The 20367-nt window shown below is 72.7% G+C and carries 18 protein-coding genes; 6 read left to right on the top strand and 12 right to left on the bottom strand.

The annotated features are described in order from the left end of the window. Positions 1-30: 30 nt before the first annotated feature. The 3 genes from VZQ01_RS15075 to VZQ01_RS15085 form a co-directional block, all read right to left on the bottom strand. Positions 31-1065 (bottom strand): trypsin-like peptidase domain-containing protein, encoded by a 1035-nt coding sequence (locus tag VZQ01_RS15075; protein ID WP_426748197.1) that lies wholly within the window; start codon positions 1063-1065, stop codon positions 31-33. A gap of 210 nt (positions 1066-1275) precedes the next feature. Beyond that, entirely contained in the window at positions 1276-3696 is a 2421-nt protein-coding gene (locus tag VZQ01_RS15080; RefSeq protein WP_426748198.1) for an alpha-2-macroglobulin family protein, read from the bottom strand. Continuing rightward, positions 3693-6791, bottom strand: a complete 3099-nt coding sequence (locus VZQ01_RS15085) for an MG2 domain-containing protein (RefSeq protein WP_426748199.1) — start codon at positions 6789-6791, stop codon at positions 3693-3695. The genes VZQ01_RS15080 and VZQ01_RS15085 overlap by 4 nt, the downstream gene beginning before the upstream one ends. Positions 6792-6898: 107 nt before the next feature. Here VZQ01_RS15085 and VZQ01_RS15090 point away from each other — a divergent pair, with 107 nt between their 5' ends. Then, a complete protein-coding gene (locus VZQ01_RS15090) occupies positions 6899-8092 on the top strand; it encodes a hypothetical protein (protein WP_426748968.1) in 1194 nt (397 codons plus the stop codon). On the opposite strand, the gene VZQ01_RS15095 is transcribed toward VZQ01_RS15090, so the two are convergent. Then, positions 8093-8374, bottom strand: coding sequence for a hypothetical protein (locus VZQ01_RS15095; protein ID WP_426748201.1), 282 nt, complete (start codon positions 8372-8374; stop codon positions 8093-8095). 82 nt (positions 8375-8456) lie between these two features. Beyond that, complete coding sequence (locus VZQ01_RS15100) at positions 8457-8651, bottom strand: hypothetical protein (protein WP_046710946.1); 195 nt, start codon at positions 8649-8651, stop codon at positions 8457-8459. A gap of 230 nt (positions 8652-8881) precedes the next feature. Here VZQ01_RS15100 and VZQ01_RS15105 point away from each other — a divergent pair, with 230 nt between their 5' ends. Continuing rightward, entirely contained in the window at positions 8882-9091 is a 210-nt protein-coding gene (locus VZQ01_RS15105; RefSeq protein WP_141332979.1) for a hypothetical protein, read from the top strand. Positions 9092-9148: 57 nt separating this feature from the next. Here the strand turns inward: VZQ01_RS15105 and VZQ01_RS15110 are convergent, their stop codons facing one another. The 4 genes from VZQ01_RS15110 to VZQ01_RS15125 all read right to left on the bottom strand — a co-directional run bounded on the left by VZQ01_RS15110 (position 9149) and on the right by VZQ01_RS15125 (position 12398). Beyond that, positions 9149-9538, bottom strand: coding sequence for a hypothetical protein (locus tag VZQ01_RS15110; protein WP_426748202.1), 390 nt, complete (start codon positions 9536-9538; stop codon positions 9149-9151). A 193-nt stretch (positions 9539-9731) separates the two neighbouring features. Continuing rightward, a complete protein-coding gene (locus VZQ01_RS15115) occupies positions 9732-10406 on the bottom strand; it encodes a hypothetical protein (protein ID WP_223745877.1) in 675 nt (224 codons plus the stop codon). Positions 10407-10530: 124 nt separating this feature from the next. Further along, positions 10531-11331: a nucleotidyltransferase family protein gene (locus VZQ01_RS15120; RefSeq protein WP_223745876.1), complete on the bottom strand. Its 801-nt coding sequence runs from the start codon at positions 11329-11331 to the stop codon at positions 10531-10533. 161 nt (positions 11332-11492) lie between these two features. Next, a complete protein-coding gene (locus tag VZQ01_RS15125) occupies positions 11493-12398 on the bottom strand; it encodes an AEC family transporter (RefSeq protein WP_223745875.1) in 906 nt (301 codons plus the stop codon). A gap of 728 nt (positions 12399-13126) precedes the next feature. Between VZQ01_RS15125 and VZQ01_RS15130 the strand changes: the two genes are divergently transcribed. Next, positions 13127-14398: an MDR family MFS transporter gene (locus VZQ01_RS15130; protein ID WP_426748203.1), complete on the top strand. Its 1272-nt coding sequence runs from the start codon at positions 13127-13129 to the stop codon at positions 14396-14398. Between the two features lie 71 nt (positions 14399-14469). Here the strand turns inward: VZQ01_RS15130 and VZQ01_RS15135 are convergent, their stop codons facing one another. Beyond that, positions 14470-15936, bottom strand: a complete 1467-nt coding sequence (locus VZQ01_RS15135; protein WP_223749340.1) for a M57 family metalloprotease — start codon at positions 15934-15936, stop codon at positions 14470-14472. Positions 15937-16248: 312 nt separating this feature from the next. Further along, the gene (traC, locus tag VZQ01_RS15140; protein ID WP_223782443.1) at positions 16249-18060 is read right to left on the bottom strand and encodes an outer membrane exchange accessory lipoprotein TraC; all 1812 of its coding nucleotides are present in this window, start codon (positions 18058-18060) and stop codon (positions 16249-16251) included. Positions 18061-18321: 261 nt separating this feature from the next. On the opposite strand from traC, the gene VZQ01_RS15145 reads away from it, so the two are divergent. The 3 genes from VZQ01_RS15145 (at position 18322) to VZQ01_RS15155 (ending at position 20001) form a co-directional block, all read left to right on the top strand. Beyond that, positions 18322-18558 (top strand): hypothetical protein, encoded by a 237-nt coding sequence (locus tag VZQ01_RS15145; protein WP_046710939.1) that lies wholly within the window; start codon positions 18322-18324, stop codon positions 18556-18558. 156 nt (positions 18559-18714) lie between these two features. Continuing rightward, a complete protein-coding gene (locus VZQ01_RS15150) occupies positions 18715-19134 on the top strand; it encodes a response regulator (protein WP_223749338.1) in 420 nt (139 codons plus the stop codon). Positions 19135-19212: 78 nt separating this feature from the next. After that, on the top strand, positions 19213-20001 hold the full coding sequence (locus VZQ01_RS15155) for an FRG domain-containing protein (RefSeq protein ID WP_141332834.1): 789 nt from the start codon (positions 19213-19215) through the stop codon (positions 19999-20001). A gap of 9 nt (positions 20002-20010) precedes the next feature. Here the strand turns inward: VZQ01_RS15155 and VZQ01_RS15160 are convergent, their stop codons facing one another. Next, the gene (locus tag VZQ01_RS15160) at positions 20011-20226 is read right to left on the bottom strand and encodes a hypothetical protein (RefSeq protein ID WP_223749336.1); all 216 of its coding nucleotides are present in this window, start codon (positions 20224-20226) and stop codon (positions 20011-20013) included. Between the last annotated feature and the right edge of the window lie 141 nt (positions 20227-20367).

The following is a 20367-nucleotide window of genomic DNA, read 5'->3' on the forward strand; positions in this document are numbered from 1 at the left end:
GCGCCCCCCGCCTCCAGTTCACACCCGCCCTCACGTCCAGCCGAGCAGCGCCTTCACCTCCGGCGACAGCCCGCGGCGGATGGTGTCCGTGGGGATGCCCTCGTTGTGACCAGTAGCGGACGGCATGCGCGGCCCGCCGCTGTGATGCAGCGCGACGAGCCGCAGCTCCTGCGTGAAGCAAGGCGCCCCCGAGGAGCCCGGGCTCGTGGACGTCCGATAGGACACCCGCGTGCGCGAGGCGTTGACGCCCAGGAACTCGTCCAGCGCCACGCTCATCGGCTGCCCCTCCGGGTGCTGGACGATGAGCGCCAGCTGGCCAGGGATGATGGGCGTCGGCTCCTCGGGCAACTCCAACCAGCCCCGCGGCGCGTCCTCCACCTGCTCGTCACCGGGCGCGCCCTCCACCTGGAGGAAGGCGTAGTCGAGCTCGCTCACCATCGCCTCCCTCGGGCGCGGGTGCATCAGGTCCGCGGGGCTGTACGGACTGCGCGCGATGCAGCGCTTCACCACGTACTGCCTGCCCGGCTGCAGGAGCGTCCGGTCCGGCAGCACCTTGTGGTCGAAGCGCACGCGCAAGGACTCCAACAGCCGGTTCTCGATGACATGGAAGTTGGTGAGCACCACGTCGCGCGACACCAGGAAGCCCGTGCCCAGCGAGGCCCCCACCACGGGCTCCACCCGACACACGCGCCGCTCGATGGCGGACAGGCGCTTGCGCCACCCGTCCGCGGCGCCCTGCTCCCACGTCGGGCCGACGATGCGCTCCAGGCTGCGACGCGGGACGCTGCGCTGCACCGACGCGAGGTAGCCCTGCATGAAGCGATTCAGACGGGGATGGCGCGGCTGGGCGCCGTGCATGCCCGTCACCAGCTCGCGTGTCCACCCCTCCGACTCCGCGCGGAGGATGAGCCCCGACGCCCGCTCCCTCGGGCCTCCCCTGGGCACGAGCAACTCCAAGTCCCGGTGACAGACATTGGCCACCACCCGACGCAGCTCCTCCACCGAGGGGAAGGCCCCCAGCAGCGCCAGCAGCAACTCGTCTCTCTCCGCGCCGTCGAGCTCCATGGTGCCACCCGTGAAGAACCGCTGACGAGGCCTGCCCCGGCCCGCCGCCGCCGCCGTGACGCTTCCGTATTCTCCGCACGGCGCGACGGGATTCCCAGTGGAAGCAGCCCGCATGCCCTGACGTGCAGGGCCCCACCGGCTGGCAGGACACCCCACCCCCCAGCCCCAGCCCCTGGGGCCCGGGGCCGGGAGTCCACGCGGACACCGGTCTCAGCGCACCGCCCAGGTGGCGGGAGGTACGTAGGAGACCAGGTCCGGCCGAGCCTCCACGCGCAGCGACGACGCGCCCGTCTGGAGCGTGCCCCCCAGCGTGGGGATGACACGGAAGCGCGCCTGGAAGGGTGTCCCCGGACCGCGCGGCGGCAGCTTCAACGTCACCGCGCCGTCCTCGGACGTCCACGAGGACACGCTGCCAGAGGCCACCAGGGCATCCAGGCTCGCCGCGTCCACCTGCGCCCCCGCCGGCAGGCCGTGCCGCAGCTCCAGCGCGAGCCCCGAGGGCGTGGTCGCCTGCACCGTCACCTCCACCGGCTGGCCCACCTTCGCCTCCTGGGGCGAGGCCACCGCCAGCTCCAGCCCTCGCGCGTCCTCCTTCGCCCACGGCACCGCGGCGGACAGCGCCAGCGCGAAGCCCAGCCCCGGCACCGCCGGCTCCGCGCGCACCGTCCACGCGTGCGCTCCGGCCGAGCCCGTCGCCGGGGCCTCCATCACCAGCACCTCGCGCAGCGCCTTCGCGTCGTAGGTGCCCTCCGTCACCGCCTGGCCGTCGCGCTCCAGCACCACCCTCACCCGCGCGGGCAGCGGCTCCTTGAAGAGCGCCACCACGGCCCGCAGCGCCAGCCGGTTCGCGCGGCCGCTGCCCCAGCCCGTCGACGGCGCGTAGCCGGACAGCAGCGACGCGCCCAGGTCCGCCAGGGGCGCCTGGGGGTCGCCTTCAAGGCCCAGCACCGCGAGCGCCGTGGCCTCCGCCTCGGTGGGGGACTGGCCGTTGGCCGCCACCACGCCGGACTCCACCGGCAGGTACACGGCGCCGTCCTCGCGCTTCTTCAGCGCGTCGCGCACCTGCGCCCGCAGGGCCTCCCGCAGCGAGCCCTTCACGACGCCGCTCGACAGCAGCGCCGCCGCCGTGTAGCCGTCCTTCACGTGCGCCCGGTTGCGCTCCAGCGCGCCCTCCGCCAGCGCCGTGAAGCGCGAGGCGCGCCGCTGTCCCGCGGGGCTCCCCGACGCCGCCACCACCGCGCGAGCGCAGTCCGCCGTGGCCACCAGCAGCCGCTGCAGCGTCCAGCCATCACCGCCCTGGCACGTGCCGTCCGGCCGCTGCGCCTGCGCCACCCAACCCGCGAGCCGCTCGCCCAGCCGCGCCAGCACCGGGTTGTCCGGATGCGCGAGCGCGCCCTCCACCAGCAGCGTCCCCGTCGCCACGTCCGGCGTGCGCGACATCCTCAACGCGCGCTGCGTGGCCCGCGCCACCAGGACACGAATCGACTCCGCGTCCACCAGCCCTCCCGAGGACTCCGGAGGCATCGCCACCCGGCCCTGGCTCGGCGAGAGCGCGGAGCGCACCACCTTCGCCGCGTCGGGCTCGCCCAGCGCCGTGAGCAGCTCGGGCGCCTTGCCCGCGAGCAGCAGCGCGTGCGCCACGTCCTCCACGCTCTCGCGCGCGCCCGCCGACGACAGCTCCGAGCGCAGCACGCCGAGGCCGCCCGGGTACACCTGCAGCCGCACGCGCTCACTGCCCTCCTGCGCGTCCGAGGGTCCGGTGAGCGACAGGGTGCGCGGCGTGGCCAGCGTGCCGCTGCGCGTCTGCACCACCGGCCGCCCCGTGGGCCAGACATCCAGGGGCCGCTCGACGCTGTCCGCGTCCCCCAGCGACGCGCGCACCGCGACGGGCCCGGGGCCCGAGACGCGCACCGTCACGTACTCCACCACGCTGCCCCGGGCCGGCACGCGCACGGTGCGAAGGCCGCCCTCCACCACCGCGCCCGTCGCGGCCACCTTCAGCGGCGCCTCCACGGCGGACTCCGTGGTGTTCACCACCTGCACCGGCACCCGCGCGCTGTCCCCCGCGCGCAGGAAGGCCGGCACCACCGGGTCCACGTACGTGGGCAGCGTGCCCGCGAAGCTCGTCACCGCGCCGGCCTGCGCGCCCGAGCGAGAGTGCGCCAGCGCCAGCACCCGCCAGCGGGTGAGCCGGTCCGGCACGCGCACCGGCAGCGTCGCGGCGCCGGAGTCGTCCGTCACCACCAGCGGCTCGAAGAGGAACGTCTCGGGGAACCACGCGCGGCTCGGCGCGCCCTCGGCCTGGGGCGAGGCCTCGTCCTTCATCGGGCCCCCTCGCGAGGCGCCCTTCTTCTTCGCGCCGAAGGCATCGTCCAGGCCGCCGACGGCCACGGCGCCTGGGGCACCGCCCTCCACCTCCTCCATCACCGGCTCGGCCAACGCCTCCATGGGCGCCGGGGCGGCCTGGGCCTTCATCGGCGACTGTAGCCTCACCATCATCTCCGGCTCGGCCGAGCCGCTCAGCGCGTCCGCCGACATGCCCATCAGCGGCCGCGCGGCGAAGAGCGCCCCGAACACCGCCACCACGCCCGCGATGAAGCACACCACTCCGACGATGACCGTGCGCTTCATGGCGCCTCCCGGGCAACCCACGCGTTCCAGTTCTCCACGTCCTCCGGCAGCCGCGTCCCGCGCGACACCACCGCGCGCGGGTCCGTCAGCTCCAGCAGCGCCTGGGGCAGCCGCGACAACCGCAGCCGCTGGCCATACGCATCCGTCACCTTCTCCCCGCGCGCCTCGCACGCCGACAGCGCCTGGGCCCACAGCTTCGCCAGGCCCTCGGGCGCCAGCGTCTCGCCCTCGGGCGCCTTCTCCTCCCACTCACGCACCCGCGCGTGCAGCTCCCCGAGCACCGTGTAGAAGGGCTCGGTCAGCTCCACGTCCGGGTCGAACTCGCCCACCTGCAGGCCCCGCACCCGCGTCTCCGTGTCCACCAGCGTGGGCACCGAGCTGACCCGCAGCAGCGCCGCGGCGGCCGCGTTGGAGCCGCGGATGCGGCCCTGCGCCAGCGCCACGCCATCCAGCACCCCGAAGGCGGGCGAGGACACCGCCGGCGCGGGACGCAGGCTCGCCAGCGCGTCGCCCCCCGGCAGCGGCACCAGCTGCCCCAGCGTCTCGTCCACGCCGACCAGGCCCACCGCCGCCGGGCCGTCCTTGCCATCCACCCGCGTGCGCACCAGCAGCCGCGCCAGGTCCCCGGGCGCATACGCCGGCTTCTCCGGCGACACCTCCACGGACAGCCGCGCGCGCGGCGCCACGTACACCCGCGCCCGCGTCCCCGCCCACTCGGCCTCCGCCCAGCCCTCGAAGTCGTCCGGCAGCCGGAAGCGCGCCGAGGTGGCGCCCTTCTCCAGCTTCGTCACCAGCGTCTGCTTGCCGGCCTGGAGCCGCAGCTCCTCGGGCAGCTTCCCCTGGAAGGACGGACCGCGCATCAGGTCGATGCGCACCTCGTCGCCACCGCGCGCCAGCACCGGCGTCGCGCGCAGGCGGAAGGGCGGCAGGCGCGCGGGGCGCAGCAGCCACTTCGTGTCACCCACCGGCTTGCCCTCCACCGTCGCGACCACCTTCAGCTCGTAGCCCAGGAAGGTGGTGGCCTGTCCCTCGCCGTCGTCCTCCCCCTCACCTCCGGCGGGGTGGACGGTGAGCTCGGCGATGCCCATCGCCTCCAGCCCCGCGTCCTCACCGGAGCCGAAGGCGGACGCGGAGGCCTTCAGCCGCGAGAAGCGCTCCTGGATGCACGCCACCGTGGACGCCCCCAGCTCGCTCTTCACCCACGGCCGCGAGGACCAGGACGTCGTCAGCGCGCCCTTCGCGCCCAACCTCCAGGTGAGCGACATCGGGAAGGGGCTGCTCGTGGACTGCGTCGGGGACACACAGGCGCGCGCATCCCGGGCCGCCGTGCCCAGCGAGTCCATCAACGCCGTCGCGGTGCCGAAGGCCGGATGCACCGCCAGCTCCACCCACGGCAGCCCCGGGTCCTGCACCTCGAGGCTCAGGGCCAGCATCCGCTCACGCCCCGCCGGCAGCGTGCGCGTGCGCACCGCCTGGGCCAGACACCGCGAGAGCGCGTCGTTCGCGCCCACCACGTCCACCACCGCGCCGCCCATGCCCACGCGCACGGCCAGCGGCACCTCGCGCACCGGGTCCTCCGGCAGCACGAAGCGCGCGCACGGCAAGAGCGCGGGCAGCCAGGCCTCCACCGCGACGCGGTCCTGGAGCGACTCCTCGCCGTCCTCCTCCAGGAGGCTGCGCACCTCCGTCAGCGTCACCGACGGCGCCGGCGGCGGGCGGCGCACCGGCATCGGCGGCACCACCACGTTGACAGGCGGGCCCGGGTCCAACTGGAACGCCGCCACGCCGTCCTCGTCCGTCACGCCCCGGACGCCCTCGTCCTGGGAGTCCCACGCGCGCGTCACCGTCAGCTCCGCGCCCCGCAGCACCCGCCCGTCCGGCGTGGTGGCGCGCAGGTACACGCGGTTGCTGAAGCCCTCCACCAGCCCGTCCTCCAGCTCCGTCACCGACGACACCGCGAGCGCGTCCTCGGACAGCAGCAACGACACGCCGCTCGCGACGCGGTCCCCCGCCGCGTCCTTGGCCACCACGCTCGCGGACAGCCGCGCCTGGCCCCGCAGGTCCTCCGGCACGCGCGGCAGCGTCACCTGGAAGCGGCCCGCCTTGTCCGTACGCGCCTGGCCTGGCAGCCCGCCCGTGCCCCACTCGGGGGGCGGCGGCCACGCGCCCGAGACGTCCCACGACAGCTCCACCTCCGCGTCCGCCACCGGCGCGCCGGACGCGTACACCACCTGTCCCTCCACCTGGGGCACGTCGCCCGCGCGCCAGTAGGGGCGGGGGCTCTGCGCCTCCACGCGGAAGCGCGGCAGGGTGAACGGCTTCACCGTGAACTGCGCGCGGGCCACCGTCTCGCCGCTCGCCCACTCCACCGTCCACGCTCCCGTGGGCGCACCCCGGTCCAGCGGGAAGCCTCCCGCGACGACGCCCCACGGCCCCGCGGGGGCGCGCTCCTCGAGCACCACCTCGCCCGAGGGGTCCTTCAAGAACCACGTCCCGGGCCGCCCATCCAGCGGCGCCAGGTCCTTCACGCGCAGCGCCACCGCGCGGAAGCGCACCTCGTTGCCGGGCTCGTACAGCGGCCGGTCCGTCAGCACGTGCGCCACCGCGGGCGCATAGAGCGGCAGCGGTATCTCCACCGTGTCCTCGCCCAATGGCGTGGAGAGCCGGGCGCTCAGCCGGTAGTCACCATCCGGCACGTCGGGCAGCTTCACCGTGGCCCGCGACACCTCGCCGCCGTCGCGCGTCCAGGGGCCGTCCTTCTCGGGCGTCAGCGGCGTCTCTTTGCCCTCGGCATCCACCAGGAACAGCGACACCGAGCCGCGCCGCACCCGCGCCGTCATCCGCTCGCCCCGCGAGTCGATGCCGTGCGCATCCGCCCACGCGAAGACCTCGCCAGGGAGGTTCCGACCGAGTCCCTGCGCACCCAGGCTCACCGTCTGACGCAGCGTCCCCACCGGACAGCGCGCGAGCTTCACGCCTCGCAGCATCCACGTGGACACGCACACGTCCCACGCCGTGAAGGCCCACAGGCCCACCAGCAGGAACGCCACCAGGCCCCCCGTCAGCCATGGACGGCGTCGCAACCGCTCTGTCATGCATCCTCCCCGAGTCCCTACTGTACGCCGGGACGCCCCCAAACCGTTCCCAGCGTCCGTTTTCGCGTACACGGCACCCATGCGGTAGCGTCGAGCGCTCCATGCCTGTGTCGCCCCCCAAGCCCCGCGCGCCCCGTGTTCCCCAGGATGCCCTGCCCTCCCGCCTGGAGGCGCTGCTGCATTCGCTCACGGACCGACACCTGGCGGACCGGCTGGAGCGCGTGCACCGCGCGGCGGCGGTGGCCATCGACCGGCTGGGACACCTGAGCATCGCGAAGTACGAGCCCACCACGGTGGAGCCCGAGGGCGGCGCGGACCTGGCCCTGTGGGAGACGATGGCGCCCGCCATCGGCGACACGCTGGTGGGCGTCAACCAGCTCGTCACCGCCATCCACCACGAGTTCCCCCCGCCGCCCACGCGAGGCGCCTCGGACGGCGGCTGGGCACCTCCCCCGGCCAGCTCCGACGAGCGGCTGGCGCAGGAGGTGGAGACGGTGCTGCACGCCATCGCGGAGCGGCTGTCCAAGCGCGTGTCGGAGCTGGGCCAGCAGATGCGACGGCCCGAGGTGGTCAGCGACCAGTGGACGCTGATGGCGAAGCTGCAGGCCTTCCGCGCGGACTTCCGCGTGCGCATCGGCGACCTCGTCTACCTGACGGCCGCGGCCTTCGAGGACGTGCGGCGCGAGGACGTGGTGCCCGGCTACGTGCACCAGGTGGGCGCCCGCGCGGCCCTGCGCGCGGCGGCGGCGGACCTGCGCCGCTCGCTGCAGGGGAGACTGGAGCGCGCGGCCAAGGCGGAGGCGCCGTCACGGCCCACCTTGGCGAGGCAGGCGGCCGAGAGCCTGTCCGCGTTCATCACCCTGCCCGCCTCGGTGGCGCTGCGCACGCCGCAGAAGCAGCACGTGCTGACGCTGCGCGCGCGCATCCAGGAGGCCGCGGGCAGGAGCGAGCTTCCCGCGGAGGCGCTGCCGGAGCTGGTCGAACCGTTCCTCGGCTTCCTCGACGAGGCGATGGACGAGGTGACGCGCACGTGGCTCACGGTGCATGACCGCGAGCTGTGGGCGTTGTGCGGCGCGAAGCTGGAGCAGGCGGAGATGCACCTGACGCTCGGCTCGCAGGGCGCGGCGCGCGTGCTGGCGGACGCGGTGGACACGGCGGCGGCGCTCTACGGCCGCTCGACGCCCTTCGACGGCTTCCTGCGCAAGGCGCGTCAGGAGGCCGCCGAGGGGCTGGACGAGGCGGGCTCATGGGGCCTGCTCGAGCGCTTCCGCGAGCGCCTGGCGGCCCTGCCCTTCAGCTGACTACTTCGGCTGCGTGTCGGCGGACAGCGCGGGCGCCTCGGGCTTCGGCGGCAGCACGCGCAGCTCGTTGAAGCGCTCCGCCAGCGTCTGCGGCGTCAGCTCCTCCTGCCACTGCTTGGGGCTGGTGTTCCAGCCGAAGTCCGCCGGCACCTTGCCGCCACCCTGGCTGCGGTAGCCAATCATGTCCGGAAACTGCGTGCTCCAGCGGCCCGCGGGGTCCGGCTCCTGGGTGATGTGCTCCCGGTTCGGGCGGTGGAGGAAGTTCTTGCTCGCGTCGCTCATGGCACAAGCCTCTCCGAAACCCGGCCCCAAGGGTAGTGGGAAGCCACGGTGCCCGACTCCCACGCCCGGGCACGAGGGTTCCTCAGGCGGCCTTCCGGGCCTTCCCCCGTCGCACGGGCGGCCACACCCGGGGGCCGAGCTCGAAGATGGCCGCGAAGTAGCGCGCCTGCGCCTCGCTCGCGTACCGGTAGCGCCTCACCTCGCCGTCCGAGGTGACGACCTCGACGCCCCACCCCTTCTTCTCCTCGCGCACATCCACACGCTCCACACCACCCATGCCCTCCCCCTCTCGTGTTCCCGGCGCGGGGCAGATCAATCCACGTGCCAGTCGCGCCACGTCGGAGCCGGGGGTTGCGATGTCGTCAGGACGTCACTCGCGTCCGAGCCCGTAAGGAATGCAGGTGCGCTCGCCTGTCCGCCTGCCTCTTGCGGGGGGAGGGCCAGGAGGATGCGGGTGGCCTGGTGCGGTCTGCTTGTGCCGCGCGATTCCTGCGTTACTTGTGGGACATGACCGAAATCGAGAGCAACCTCGGCGAGCGATTCGCCGAATTCGTCCTTCCCGACGGCTGCGTGCTCTGCGGCGGAGCGGTGAGCGTGCGCGCCACTCCCTCCGGCGCGAACAGCTACTGCGCGCACTGCCACTGGTTGTCCAAGCCGCGCATGCGCGTGAAGGACAACGGCGTGGAGCTGTCCTTCGGCGCGACCGCCACCGCCTGAAGTCTTTCTTTCGCGTCGAGCCCGAGAGCGGGCTCGACGCATCCACCTGCCGACGACTCAGGACGCGCTACACGCCCACTGGCCCGTCGGCATGCAGTAGCAGTTGCCCGCGCGGCGGTTGATGCAGCACGAGCGCGTGCCGCCCACCGGTGAGCAGGTGCGTCCCGCCAGGTACGAGCAGGCGCTGTTGGGCGACAGGCAGACGCTGGGAATCGTGGGGAGGCAGATGTTGTGCAGCCCGTCGCACTCCACGGACTCCCCCGGATAGGTGTTGCACGTCGTGCCCTCGCACGTCACCGTCGAGCCGTTCGGACACGTCGTCGAACAGACGACCGCGCTCGAAACCTGCCCCAGCGAATCCTCCTCCGGCTCCACGGCTCCGGTGCCACCGCAGGCCAAGAGGCCGGACACGACGAGGGCCGACAACACACCCAGGCACAGCTTCATGGTGGGACTCCTTCTTCCGCCAGGGATGGGCTCGCATGCCCATCCACGCGCCGACGTGCGCGAGCGGAAGTCAGGGATTGAAGCACGGGCCGCGCGGAGACTCCCGCGAGTGCCACGTGACTCACCATGACGGATGCATCTGGATTGCACGATTCCGCGCGGAGCGGCTCGACCGGCCCGCACCGGGCCCACCTCAACGCCGAGGTGTCTCGTTCAGGCCAGGCCCCTCCAGCGTGCGCCCGGTGTTCGCGGGCGCCTCGCGCGGCGGGGCGGGTGGCAGGCCCTTCGCGGAGAGCAGCAGCGACAGGAGCGCGGCCTGCTCCGCGGTGTCGAGCGCGAGCACTGTCTCCGGCAGGCTCAGCGTGACGGCGGTCGGCTCGCCCTCCAGGTCCGGCTGACAGGTGCGCCACCCGGTGTAGCGGCCCCCCGCCACCGTCAGCGAGTAGCTGCACCCACCCACGTCCCCGGAGATGCCCACGGGCGAGAAGACGAGCGAGGTGGGCCAGTTCGACAGCTCACCGTCCACGCGCATGCCCTGCTCGGAGGAGAAGCGCGACAGCTCCAGGCGCGTGTCCTCCACGCCCACGCGCCCCACGATGGGGCCCCGTCGCCAGCCCAGCTCCACGTCGCCGCCGCGAAGCTGGCCACGGAAGGACGCACCCGTGCGTCGCAGGTCGAAGCCGCCACCGCTCAGGCGCTCCTTGCCCAGGGAGATGGCGAGGGACTGGTCGCCCACCTGCAGGCGGATGGGACCCGAGCGCTGGGAGGTGGCGAGCTGCGCGCTCGCGGGCGCGACGACGCCGAGGGACAGCAGCACCGCGCCGAAGCGGCCGAGCGCGCGTCGGGGTCCTGACGGGGAACGGGCCACGGGACACCTGCCTTGTTCGCGAAGGGACACTGGAAGCAAGGTAGGGCCGTGAGCCCGGAAGGCACATGGGCCCACGACTCGGGGGCTCGCACGGTGGGACGTGGAGCCCCCCGAGTGAGGGCGCTCAGTGGGGCCCGTGCAGGCCCGGCGCCTCGCCGCTCGCGACGGAGTCCGCCTCGCGCTGGCGCTCCTCCCTGTCCCAGCTGTGCCCGTCCTGGAAGCCCCACTCGTCCACGTCCACCTGGTAGCTGACCTTGGACAGGATGCGCCCCCGGCAGATGCGCTCCTGCCAGTTGCCGGCGTCCACGGAGCCGTTCGCGCGCGAGAGCAGCTCGCGCATCAACCACTCCGGCACGGTGGCGCGGTCGGACGGGTAGGCGAAGCGGAAGAAGAGCAGGTGCGAGAGCAGCACCTCCCAGTACCGGTCGAAGCGGCGCAGCAGGCGCTGCCAGTCGAACGTGGGCCCCGCCTTGAGCAGCAGGTGGGTGAGCTCATGGCCGTCGAAGCGCTCGCGCTCGAGGACGAAGGCCTTGCTCCAGAAGATCTCCTCCGCGGGCGGGACACGGCACGGACAGCCCAGCACCTGGGCCGGCACCGCGTGCTCGAACCACGCGTCATCCACGGCGGTGAAGCCGTTGCCGGAGCCGTAGATGAGGTCGACGAGGAAGTCCTCCCAGAAGGCCTTGTGCAGCCAGCCGTGGACCTCGCTCTCGGTGCGCCACTCGTGGCGCGCGAGCATCTCCACGGCGCGGTCCCCGTCCTTGCGATGCAGGAAGAGGTCCAGGTCCTTCGTGTCGCGGTAGAGGCCCGTGTAGTGGGCGAAGGCGTAGGCCCCACCCACGAGGAACGGGATGCCTGCGTCGGTGAGAAGTTGGATGGCGTAGGTGCGCGCGCCCAGCTCCGCCACGGAGCGCCGCACTTCCATCCGCCTCGGGTCTCCTCCGGGTGCCCCGGAAGCCTTCGGTGGTTGCTCGGCCATGACGGAAGATAGGGGAGCTGCGGCTACACGTCAGTGAGCCGTCCGCGCACCCGCCCGCAGAGCAGGCGGGCAGACCAGACGCCCGCTCACCTCCCCCCGAGGATGACTCAGCGCACCAACCACAACATCACCGGCGCGGTGACGAAGGACAGGGGGATGCCCACGCCCACCATCAGCACCGCCAGTTCCGGGTCCAGGCGGTGCTCGGCGGCCAGAATCGCCGCGCTCACCATGGGCGCCATCGCCGCCTGGAGCACCGTGGCCTGCACCACCATGGGCGACAGGCCGGGCAGGGCCCACAGGCCCAGCATCACCACGCCCGGCACCAGCACCAGCTTGTAGAGCAGGCCCAGGGACAGCGCCGGCAGCCGCGCCTTCACCCCGGACAGTCGAAGCTGCAGGCCCACGGAGAACAGCGCCAGCGGAGTGAGCAGCGCGCCCAGCCGCTCCAGCACGGAGTCCACCCAGACGGGGTAGCCCACGGGGCGCAGGAGCAGCGCCAGCACCAGCGCCACGAACGGCGGGAAGGTCGCCACCTTCTTCGCGAGCGCGCCCAGGGGCAGCGCCACCTCCGCGCTCGCCCTCGCCGCCGCCAGCGTCGCGAGCGTGGACAGCACCAGGAACGAGCCGAGCTGATCCACCACCACCGCCACGGCGAGCCCCTCCGCGCCCAGCAGGGCCTCCGCCATCGGCAGGCCCACGAAGGCCGTGTTGCCCAGGCCGCCCGTCAGCACCAGCGCGGCCACGGACTCCTTGGACAGCCCCAGCTTCGGCCCCAGCCACCGGAAGAACGGCCCCGCCGCGAGGTAGTACAGCCAGGGCACCACCGCGGCCACCAGCAGCGACGGCACGAACTCCAGCCGGTGCATCACGCGCAGCACCAGCGCGGGCAGCGCCACGTACAGCACGAAGGTGTTGAACGGCCCCGCGGAGCCCTCCGGGAACTTCCCGCTCCTGCGGGCCAGCACGCCCAACACCAGACACGTGCCCAGCAACCCGATGACCTGACTCATGACGCCCACGCCCTCCGGCTTCGCCGCCGTCCCGCCCCTGCCTCGCGGGCGATGACGTCCCGCGCTGATAGCGCGCAGGGCGGGCCCACGCCAGCGCCCTCGCGACCCAACGGCGCCAGCGCCACCATGGGCCCACGCCACCGCGCTCACTCACAGGCTCCGGCAAGTCAACCGCGCCAGTGTCCGCGAGGCCCACGCCACCGCGCTCACTCATAGGCCCCGGCAAATCAGCCTCGCCAGTGTCCGCGAGGCCCGCGCCACCCCGCGCTCACTCATAGGCCCCGGCAAGTTCAGCCGCGCCAGTGTCCGCGAGGCCCACGCCACCCCTCGCTCACTCATAGGCCCCGGCAAGTTCAGCCGCCAGTGTCCGCGAGGCCCACGCCACCGCGATCACTCACAGGCCCCGGCAAGCGGCCCGCGCCACCTCACTCAAGGCGAGCAACCCTCGCCAGCGCCCCAACGAGGCCCGCGCACCACACCCACTCGGGAGCCCAGCACACCCCGTGGACTCGGTTCGCCCCTGCCTCCGTCAGGGCCTCATCGAGAGGTCGTCCCCGAAGCCTCTAGCCCAGCGCGAAGCCCCCTACTCCCACCGCCCTCCCGCCCATGCCCGACCTCCCCCATCCGCCCCACCTGAACTCCTCGGAGCACCAAGCAGCACCACGTTCCACGGGCTCCCGCGGCCGCTCGTGCAAGGGCGTTCGCGCTGACACATGCTGCGTGGGCACATGAGTTCGCGATGGACGACGAGCGCGCTGGGCAGGGCCGTGCATGAGATGGCCGGCGGCCTGCCGCCCACCTACTGGGTGCTGTGGGTGGGCACCCTGGTCAATCGACTGGGCAGCTTCGTGGTGCCCTTCCTCGCGCTGTACCTCACGCGCGAGCGGGGCTTCAGCGTGGAGCAGGCGGGCCTCACCGTGTCGCTCTACGGCGTGGGCGCGGTCATCGCGAGCCCCCTGGGCGGCATGCTCGCGGACCGCGTGGGCCGGCGCCTGACGCTGGCGGGCGGCCTGTGGCTCGGCTCGGTGGGCATGCTCCTGCTCGGCTTCGCGCGCGAGCCCTCCTCCATCGCGCTCGCCGCCTTCTGCCTGGGCATCCTCGGAGAGCTCTACCGGCCCGCCGTGTCCGCGGCGGTCGCGGACGTCGTCACCCCCGAGGACCGACAGCGCGCCTTCGGCCTGCTCTACTGGGTCATCAACGTGGGCTTCGCCGTCGCGCTGCCGCTCGCGGGGCTGATGGTCCGCTTCGGCTACGTAGCGCTGTTCGTGGCCGACGCCATCACCACGTTCACCTACGGGTGCTGCATCTGGTTGCTCCTGCCGGAGACGCGCCCCGCCCGCACCGCGTCGGAGGACGCCCAGGCCCCCGGCGCCCTGCGCTCGCTGCTGACGCCCTTCCTGGACCCGAGCTTCGTCGCCTTCGCGCTGCCCATCCTCGGCGTGGCCATCATCTTCCATCAGAGCCAGGTGTCGCTCCCGCTCGACCTGAGCGCGCGCGGCCTGAGCGAGGCGCAGTTCGGCGCGGTGCTGTCCGTCAACGGCCTGCTCATCGTCGCGCTCCAGCCCTTGTCCCACCGGGCGCTCAAGCACCTGCGCCGCGCGCACTCGCTCGCGCTGGCGGCGGCCCTCACCGGCCTGGGCTTCGGCCTGCACGCGCTGACGGGCAACGTCGCGCTCGCGGCGCTCGCCGTGGCCATCTGGACGCTGGGGGAGATGGCCCAGGCCCCCGTCGCGCCCTCCGTCGTCGCGGACCTGGCGCCCACGCGGCTGCGCGGCAGCTACCAGGGCGCGTACCACATGCTCTGGGGCCTGGCCTCCAGCGCCGCGCCCGCGCTCGGAGGGCGGGTGCTGGGGCGCGCGGGCACGTCCGCGCTGTGGCTCGGGTGTCTGGTGCTGGGGCTCGTCTGCGCCGTGTGGCAGCTCGTCATCGCCCCCGCCCGCCGGCGCCGCCTGGACGCGCAGCGCGCGGTGGGCGCGCAGCTGAGCCCGCTCCTCGACTGAAAAGACCACGGGCGGCCTCCCCGACTCGGGAAGACCGCCCGTGTTTCACTCCCGGGTGTCGGGAGCGTGGACTACGGCTTGGTGTAGCTGATGGCCAGGTTGTACGTGCCCGCCGTGTAGCCGCGGACCTGGACGTACGCGCTCGTCTGGCCGGCGGGCACCGTCAGCTCGCATGTCTCGGCGGCGCCCGTCTGGTACGGGCGGCAGTTGTACGCCGTGGTGGTGGGCGCGGAGCCGAAGCGGACGTAGAGGTCCGGGTCACCCGAGCCCGTCATCACGACCTTGAACGTGCTGCCCGCGACCACGGTGTACGCGGGGAAGTCGGTGACGCTGCCCGAGGCCACCGAGCCCGACTTCGTGTCCGTCGCGGGCGTGCCACCCGCGTCCGGACGGGTGTAGTTGATGGTCAGCGTGAAGGTGGCGGCCGTGTAGCCACGCACCATGACGTACGCCGTCGTCACGCCCGCGGGCACCGTCAGGTTGCAGGACTCCGACGCGCCGCTGAGGTACGGGCGGCAGTTGTACGTCGTCGTGGTGGGGGCCGCGCCGAAGCGCACGTACAGGTCCGGGTCACCCGTGCCCGTCATCGTCACGTTGAAGGCCGTGCCGGGCACCACGTTGATGGCAGGGAAGGCGTTGTTGGTGCTCGCCGCCACGGAGCCCGTGAGCGTCGTCGTCGTCGGGGTGCCCGTGCCAGGACCCGGCGGCTCCGGGTCCGTGCCGCCCGGCGCGCCGTAGAGCGCCACGGCGCCCTGCGCGTCCAGCGCGGTGATGACCAGGTCCCCGTTCTGGGTGCCGTTGCACTGCGGATAGTGCATGACGGACGCGGAGTCGTACGCCGTCAGCTGACGCCAGTTGTTGTCCTCGAAGCACGTGCCGGCCTGGGGACGGGTGTGCTCGTGGCGGAAGCCCAGCGTGTGGCCCAGCTCGTGGCGCAGGATGCCCTCGAGCGTCCACGGCGGGATGCTGCCGAAGGCCGACGTGTCGATGAGCACGTTGCGGTTGGCGCGCGTGTCGTTCGGGAAGAACGCGCGGGCCAGGTACTGGTTGCCCGAGTTCACGATGCGCACGTCGAAGACGACGTTGCCGTTGCTCGCGGTGCAGTTGCCGTCCTGCGCCACCACGTGCACGAAGTCCACGTTGGCCACGGCCTCCCAGGCCTCGGCCGCGCTCTTCATGGCCGCCACCGCGGTGTTGTACCGGGTGCCGAACGACGAGGAGCTCACGCAGTAGGTGATGTTCTTCTTCTGCGTCGCGTTCCAGGCCGCGTCCACGCCGCCCGCGGTGTGGACGATGAGCTGCCCGTTGCGCACGTTGTTCTCATAGAACTCGCGCAGGTGCTTCTCGCTGGCGAACGGCGTGTCACCATCCGCGATGAAGATGCCGGTGTCGGGCTCCTGGTACACGCCCGCGAGGAACTCCTCCCACGACATTCCCTGGCTGACCTCCTCGGAGGGGGGAGGGGTGGTGTTTTCGCCGCCGCAACCGGCCAGCAGCGCCAGGCCCGCGAGGGCACCGACAATCTTGGACTGGGACATGAACATCCTTCTTCGCAGAGGAATGAGGCTCCCGGACTCCCACAGCCCGGGGACCCCTGCCCTGAGCAGGTGTCATGCCATCCAGGTAACTAGCGGATTTCCCTTAGCTTCCCACTGAAACACCCGGTATCCACGGAGCGCCTGGACTCCACGCCTCGGGGACCACGGCGTAAAGACTCATGACACTTTGAAGTCTGTGTCCTTTGATTCCAAATGGTTACAACCCCGTAACCAAAGTGTCCTGGGACAGGACACCTGAGTCGAAAGGTGTCGCGGGTCCGTACGGACTCTGGTTACAGGGGCAGCGGCGACTTACAGGCCCAGCAGCGTCTCGGGGCGGTTGAGGCCGCGCGCGCGGGCCAGGGGCTGGAGGACATCCGCGGGGGGCGCGTCCGCGGTGAGCAGCAGCGCGCGCACGGCGGTCTCCACCACGTCCTCGGCGCCCGGGCGCACCATGCCCCGGCGCGCGTCCTCCACGCGCTTGCCCCGGTACGCATCGAAGCGCTCCTTCACCCGGCGGGCCAGGTCCGACACGGCCTTGTCGCCCACCTCCACGCGCAGCTCCAGCTCGTTGCGCAGCTGCACCGGGTCCGCCAGCACGCCGTACCGGTCGTAGCCCTTGTGCGCCAGGTCCTCGTGCATCACGGAGAAGTCATCCGTGTGCGGCGCGGGCACCTGGGACTTGAGCAGGTCCCGCATCACCGCGGTGACGGAGGCCGTCACGGTGAGCCGGTGGAGCTGCACGTCGTAGACGAAGTCCGAGTACATCGGCTCCTCCACCGTGACGGGCTCGCGGAACGTGGTGTCGCGGTGGCGCTGCACCTCGATGCGCTGCGTCTCCGACTTCTCCAGCGCGGCCTCCAGGCTGGCCTCCTTGACCTTCACCGCCGCCAGCAGCAGCGCCAGCGCCTGCTCCTCCTTCGCGCAGGAGCTGGAGGCGCAGCGGGCGGGGCTGCACTCCCCGGGCAGCGTGCCGGGCTTCTCCGCCTCGCGCGCGGCCTCGCCGCACTCCTTCAGCGCCTCCAGGCACTCGCGGCGCTCGCGCTCGCGGCAGCGCTCCGTCCCCGCGCGCAGCAGGTTGAGCTCCGTCTGCAGGCGCAGGTACTCGCGCAGGGCCTGCGCCTGCTTGCGGTCCACCTCCTCCTGGGTGCGCTCGGCCTGCAGCAGCTTCGTCTCGAAGCCGGCGCGGCGGGGGTTGGGCACGGACGTCTTGCCCGCGAGGTAGCGGTGCGAGCGCTGCGAGTCCTCCACCGCCTTGAGCGGCAGCACGCGCTCCAGGGACAGGTCCAGCTTCACGCCCTCGCGCCCCTCGGGGGCCTCGGTCACCACGCGCAGGGGCAGGTGCGTGGGCAGCATGGCCGCCAGCCGCCCCGCCGCCAGTCGCTGCGCCACGTCGGGCGCGCCCGCGCGGTCCTCCACCGGCGTCGCCACGACCAGGAAGGCCACCTCGTCGCGCAGCTTCTGGCGCACCGCCTCCGCCCGCTCGCGCGCCGCGGTGGCGCCCACGCGCTCCTGGTCCGCGCGCACGTAGGCGACGAGCGCGTTGCCCAGCTTGCCCGCCTTCTCCAGCCCGTCCCCGGTGTTGAACCAGCGCTTCGCCCACGCCACCTGCACCGCGTCCAGGGCCTTCTTGGCGCCCGCGTGGTCCGGGGCCACCGCCAGCACCGCGTCCAGCTCCGCGCGCGCCTCCTGGAGCTTGTCCGCCTTGAGCGCGGTGAGCGCCACGGCCACCCGCTCGTCCAGCGTCACGTTGAGCAGCTCCCTGGCCGCCACGTTCTCCGCATCCAGCTCCAGGGCGCGCACCAGCCGCTTCATGGCGCCGTCCAGGTCCCCCGCGTCATGGACGCTCCGGGCCTCCTCCAGCACCACCTGGCTCCAGGCGCGGCGCACCTCGCGCAGCTTCACCGTCACCTCGGAGGCCTCCGGGTCCGCGGCGAGCGCGCGCAGATAGGCCGCCTCCGCCTCCGCCCACTTCTGCTGCTGGCTGGCGGTGTCGCCCTCCTTCACGGCGCGGGAGAAGGCCGAGCAGGCCGTCAGGGCCAGCAGCGCGGCCAGGGCGAAGGCGCCGAGCGCGCCGCGGGACGACGAGGGAGCCGGACGAGGGGGACGGAGGGGGGCGGACACGCCCACATCTTCCGGGAAAGGCGCCACCGGGTGAAGTGTTCGGATGAAGCCAGCCCTCCCCGCCCGTGCCCGCCAGGCCCCTCCCACACGCCTGGCACCTCGCCCCTCGAACGGACGACCCCGCGGGTTGGCAACCCTTGCTGCTGGCCCTTATCAGGTGCACCTCGTGGTGCCCGCGCTCCGGACTCGCAGATGGGAATGACGCGTCGCACCAGCCGGTAAACGGTTCATCGCACCCACGAGGGGGGCAAGAGAGTCATCATGTCCTGTCCACAGCCACGTCCCACCGAGTTCCGCCTGCCCATGCGCGCGGAGTCCTTCTCCATCGAGGAGCACCGCAACGTGCACTGCCGCTTCTATGGCGGCTGCATCGACGTGGCGGTGCGCCAGGATTGGGACAGCTTCACCTGCTCCAGGTGCCCCCTGTTCCAGCAGGACACCGCGCCCGGCGCGGACCAGTACGCCTTCAACCAGCCCGCGGAGAACGGCAGGCCCTAGGCCGCCCGTCCGGACTCCGCTGGACCGGCCCTCCCTCCAGGTGCGGGAGGAGGGCCGGGGGCCTCCGGGGTTCTTGTCCTTCGCAAGGCGGTGGGAGCGCCGGACCCACGCGCCGCTCGTTGGATGTCTTCTTCCGGCCGGTGTGAGCCCGAGCGCATGACCTACCGTCCCGTCGTCGTCCTGGCCGAGGATGATGGCCTCCTTCGAGAGGCGGTGGCCGAGGCCATGGAGCTGGAGGGCTACCGCGTCGTGCCGTGCGACAGCGGCTTCTCCGCCCTCAAGGCCTTCTTCGCCGAGCCCCGCGTGGACGTGCTGGTGCTCGACTGGCTCCTGCCCGACATCGAGGGCCGGGACCTCATCCGGCTCCTGCACGCGCAGCGTGAGCTGTCGGACCTGCCGGTGGTGCTCACCACGGGGCTGGAGCTGGAGCTGCCCAGCTTCGAGGGCGCGGTGTGCCTGTTGCGCAAGCCCTTCGATTCGACCGAGCTGTCGCGCATCCTCCACCGGCTCACCCACCCGACGCGTTCCACGACGCCGGCCCGGTCCTTCGCGCCCACCGACTCGCGCGTCGTCTGACGCGCGGCTTCCCAAGCAGCCCCTCGCGCCGCATCTTGAAGGCCGTGTGTCCCCTGTCGTGGGGACACGGGCCTTCGCATGCAAGAGCACCGGGTCAGCTCATGGCTGGAGCTCCAGGAGGCGCTGTTCGCGGACTCCTGGAACGAGGCGCTGGGCCGCCACCGCGCCAGCTACGTGTTCCGCGGCATGCCCCACGCCGAGCACGACCTGTCCACCGCGCTCAACCGCCGGGGCCTGTTCGTCCGCAAGGAGAAGGACCTGCTGCGCGCCTTCCGCAAGTACGCGCGCGGCACGCCCCGTGAGCCCCTGGACTCCGTCTGGGATTGGCTCGCCCTGGCGCAGCACCACGGCCTGCCCACGCGCATGCTGGACTGGACGTTCAGCCCCTACGTCGCGCTGCACTTCCTCACCGAGGACTCGGACCTGGCGCACGAGGACGGCGTGGTGTGGTGCGTGGACTACCGGGAGACGAACCGGCTGCTGCCCCGCCCGCTCAAGACGCTGCTCAAGCGCGAGGGCGCGGACGTGTTCTCCGGGGAGATGCTGGCGGAGGTGGCGCCGTCCATCTCTGATTTGGACCGGCTGGCGCGCCACCCGTTCGTGCTCTTCTTCGAGCCGCCGTCGTTGGACGCGCGCATCGTCAACCAGTTCGCGCTCTTCTCGGTGATGAACGGGCCGGACGCGCGCCTGGACAGCTTCCTGGAGCGGCGCAAGCAAGGGGTGCGCCGGCTCATCATCCCCGCGGACCTCAAGTGGGAGGTGCGCGACAAGCTGGACCAGGCGAACCTCACCGAGCGGGTGCTCTTCCCCGGCCTGGACGGGCTGAGCCGCTGGCTGCGTCGCTACTACAGCCCGCGGCCCAGGTAGGCCGCCGCGTCAGGCGTGCGCGTGCACGTGGGGGCCGGGGTGGTGGTGCTCATCGTCCTGGTCGTTCATCGTCACGTCACCGACGATGCCGCGCGCCCGCTGGTTTTCAGTCACCTCGCGGATGTCCTTCTCCCACTTGTTGCCGGCCGCGCCGAAGAGGATGACGGCGAAGATGATGAGGCCGAAGAGGAGCGTTCCAATGAGCGCCGCGCCGAGAATGGTCATCGCTGGACCTCGAGGTTGGGGGCCGCCACCCGAAGAGCGCCGGCCAGGTTGAACGCACCCCTGAAGGGTGTGTCCTCCTTCTTCCCGCCGCGACCCGTGCCGCGCGCCCGCCCGGCCCGCCCCTCGAGTCAGCGGGCGGGC

It is taken from the genome of Myxococcus faecalis (assembly GCF_050039385.1).
In the GTDB taxonomy this organism is placed as follows: Bacteria; Myxococcota; Myxococcia; order Myxococcales; family Myxococcaceae; genus Myxococcus; species Myxococcus fulvus.

Coding starts and splice junctions, on each gene's coding strand:
- VZQ01_RS15075 (WP_426748197.1), bottom strand. CDS start 1,065: ATGGAGCTCGACGGCGCGGAGAGAGACGAGTTGCTGCTGGCGCTGCTG.
- VZQ01_RS15080 (WP_426748198.1), bottom strand. CDS start 3,696: ATGAAGCGCACGGTCATCGTCGGAGTGGTGTGCTTCATCGCGGGCGTG.
- VZQ01_RS15085 (WP_426748199.1), bottom strand. CDS start 6,791: ATGACAGAGCGGTTGCGACGCCGTCCATGGCTGACGGGGGGCCTGGTG.
- VZQ01_RS15095 (WP_426748201.1), bottom strand. CDS start 8,374: ATGAGCGACGCGAGCAAGAACTTCCTCCACCGCCCGAACCGGGAGCAC.
- VZQ01_RS15100 (WP_046710946.1), bottom strand. CDS start 8,651: ATGGGTGGTGTGGAGCGTGTGGATGTGCGCGAGGAGAAGAAGGGGTGG.
- VZQ01_RS15105 (WP_141332979.1), top strand. CDS start 8,882: ATGACCGAAATCGAGAGCAACCTCGGCGAGCGATTCGCCGAATTCGTC.
- VZQ01_RS15110 (WP_426748202.1), bottom strand. CDS start 9,538: ATGAAGCTGTGCCTGGGTGTGTTGTCGGCCCTCGTCGTGTCCGGCCTC.
- VZQ01_RS15120 (WP_223745876.1), bottom strand. CDS start 11,331: ATGGAAGTGCGGCGCTCCGTGGCGGAGCTGGGCGCGCGCACCTACGCC.
- VZQ01_RS15125 (WP_223745875.1), bottom strand. CDS start 12,398: ATGAGTCAGGTCATCGGGTTGCTGGGCACGTGTCTGGTGTTGGGCGTG.
- VZQ01_RS15130 (WP_426748203.1), top strand. CDS start 13,127: ATGAGTTCGCGATGGACGACGAGCGCGCTGGGCAGGGCCGTGCATGAG.
- VZQ01_RS15135 (WP_223749340.1), bottom strand. CDS start 15,936: ATGTCCCAGTCCAAGATTGTCGGTGCCCTCGCGGGCCTGGCGCTGCTG.
- VZQ01_RS15145 (WP_046710939.1), top strand. CDS start 18,322: ATGTCCTGTCCACAGCCACGTCCCACCGAGTTCCGCCTGCCCATGCGC.
- VZQ01_RS15150 (WP_223749338.1), top strand. CDS start 18,715: ATGACCTACCGTCCCGTCGTCGTCCTGGCCGAGGATGATGGCCTCCTT.
- VZQ01_RS15155 (WP_141332834.1), top strand. CDS start 19,213: ATGCAAGAGCACCGGGTCAGCTCATGGCTGGAGCTCCAGGAGGCGCTG.
- VZQ01_RS15160 (WP_223749336.1), bottom strand. CDS start 20,226: ATGACCATTCTCGGCGCGGCGCTCATTGGAACGCTCCTCTTCGGCCTC.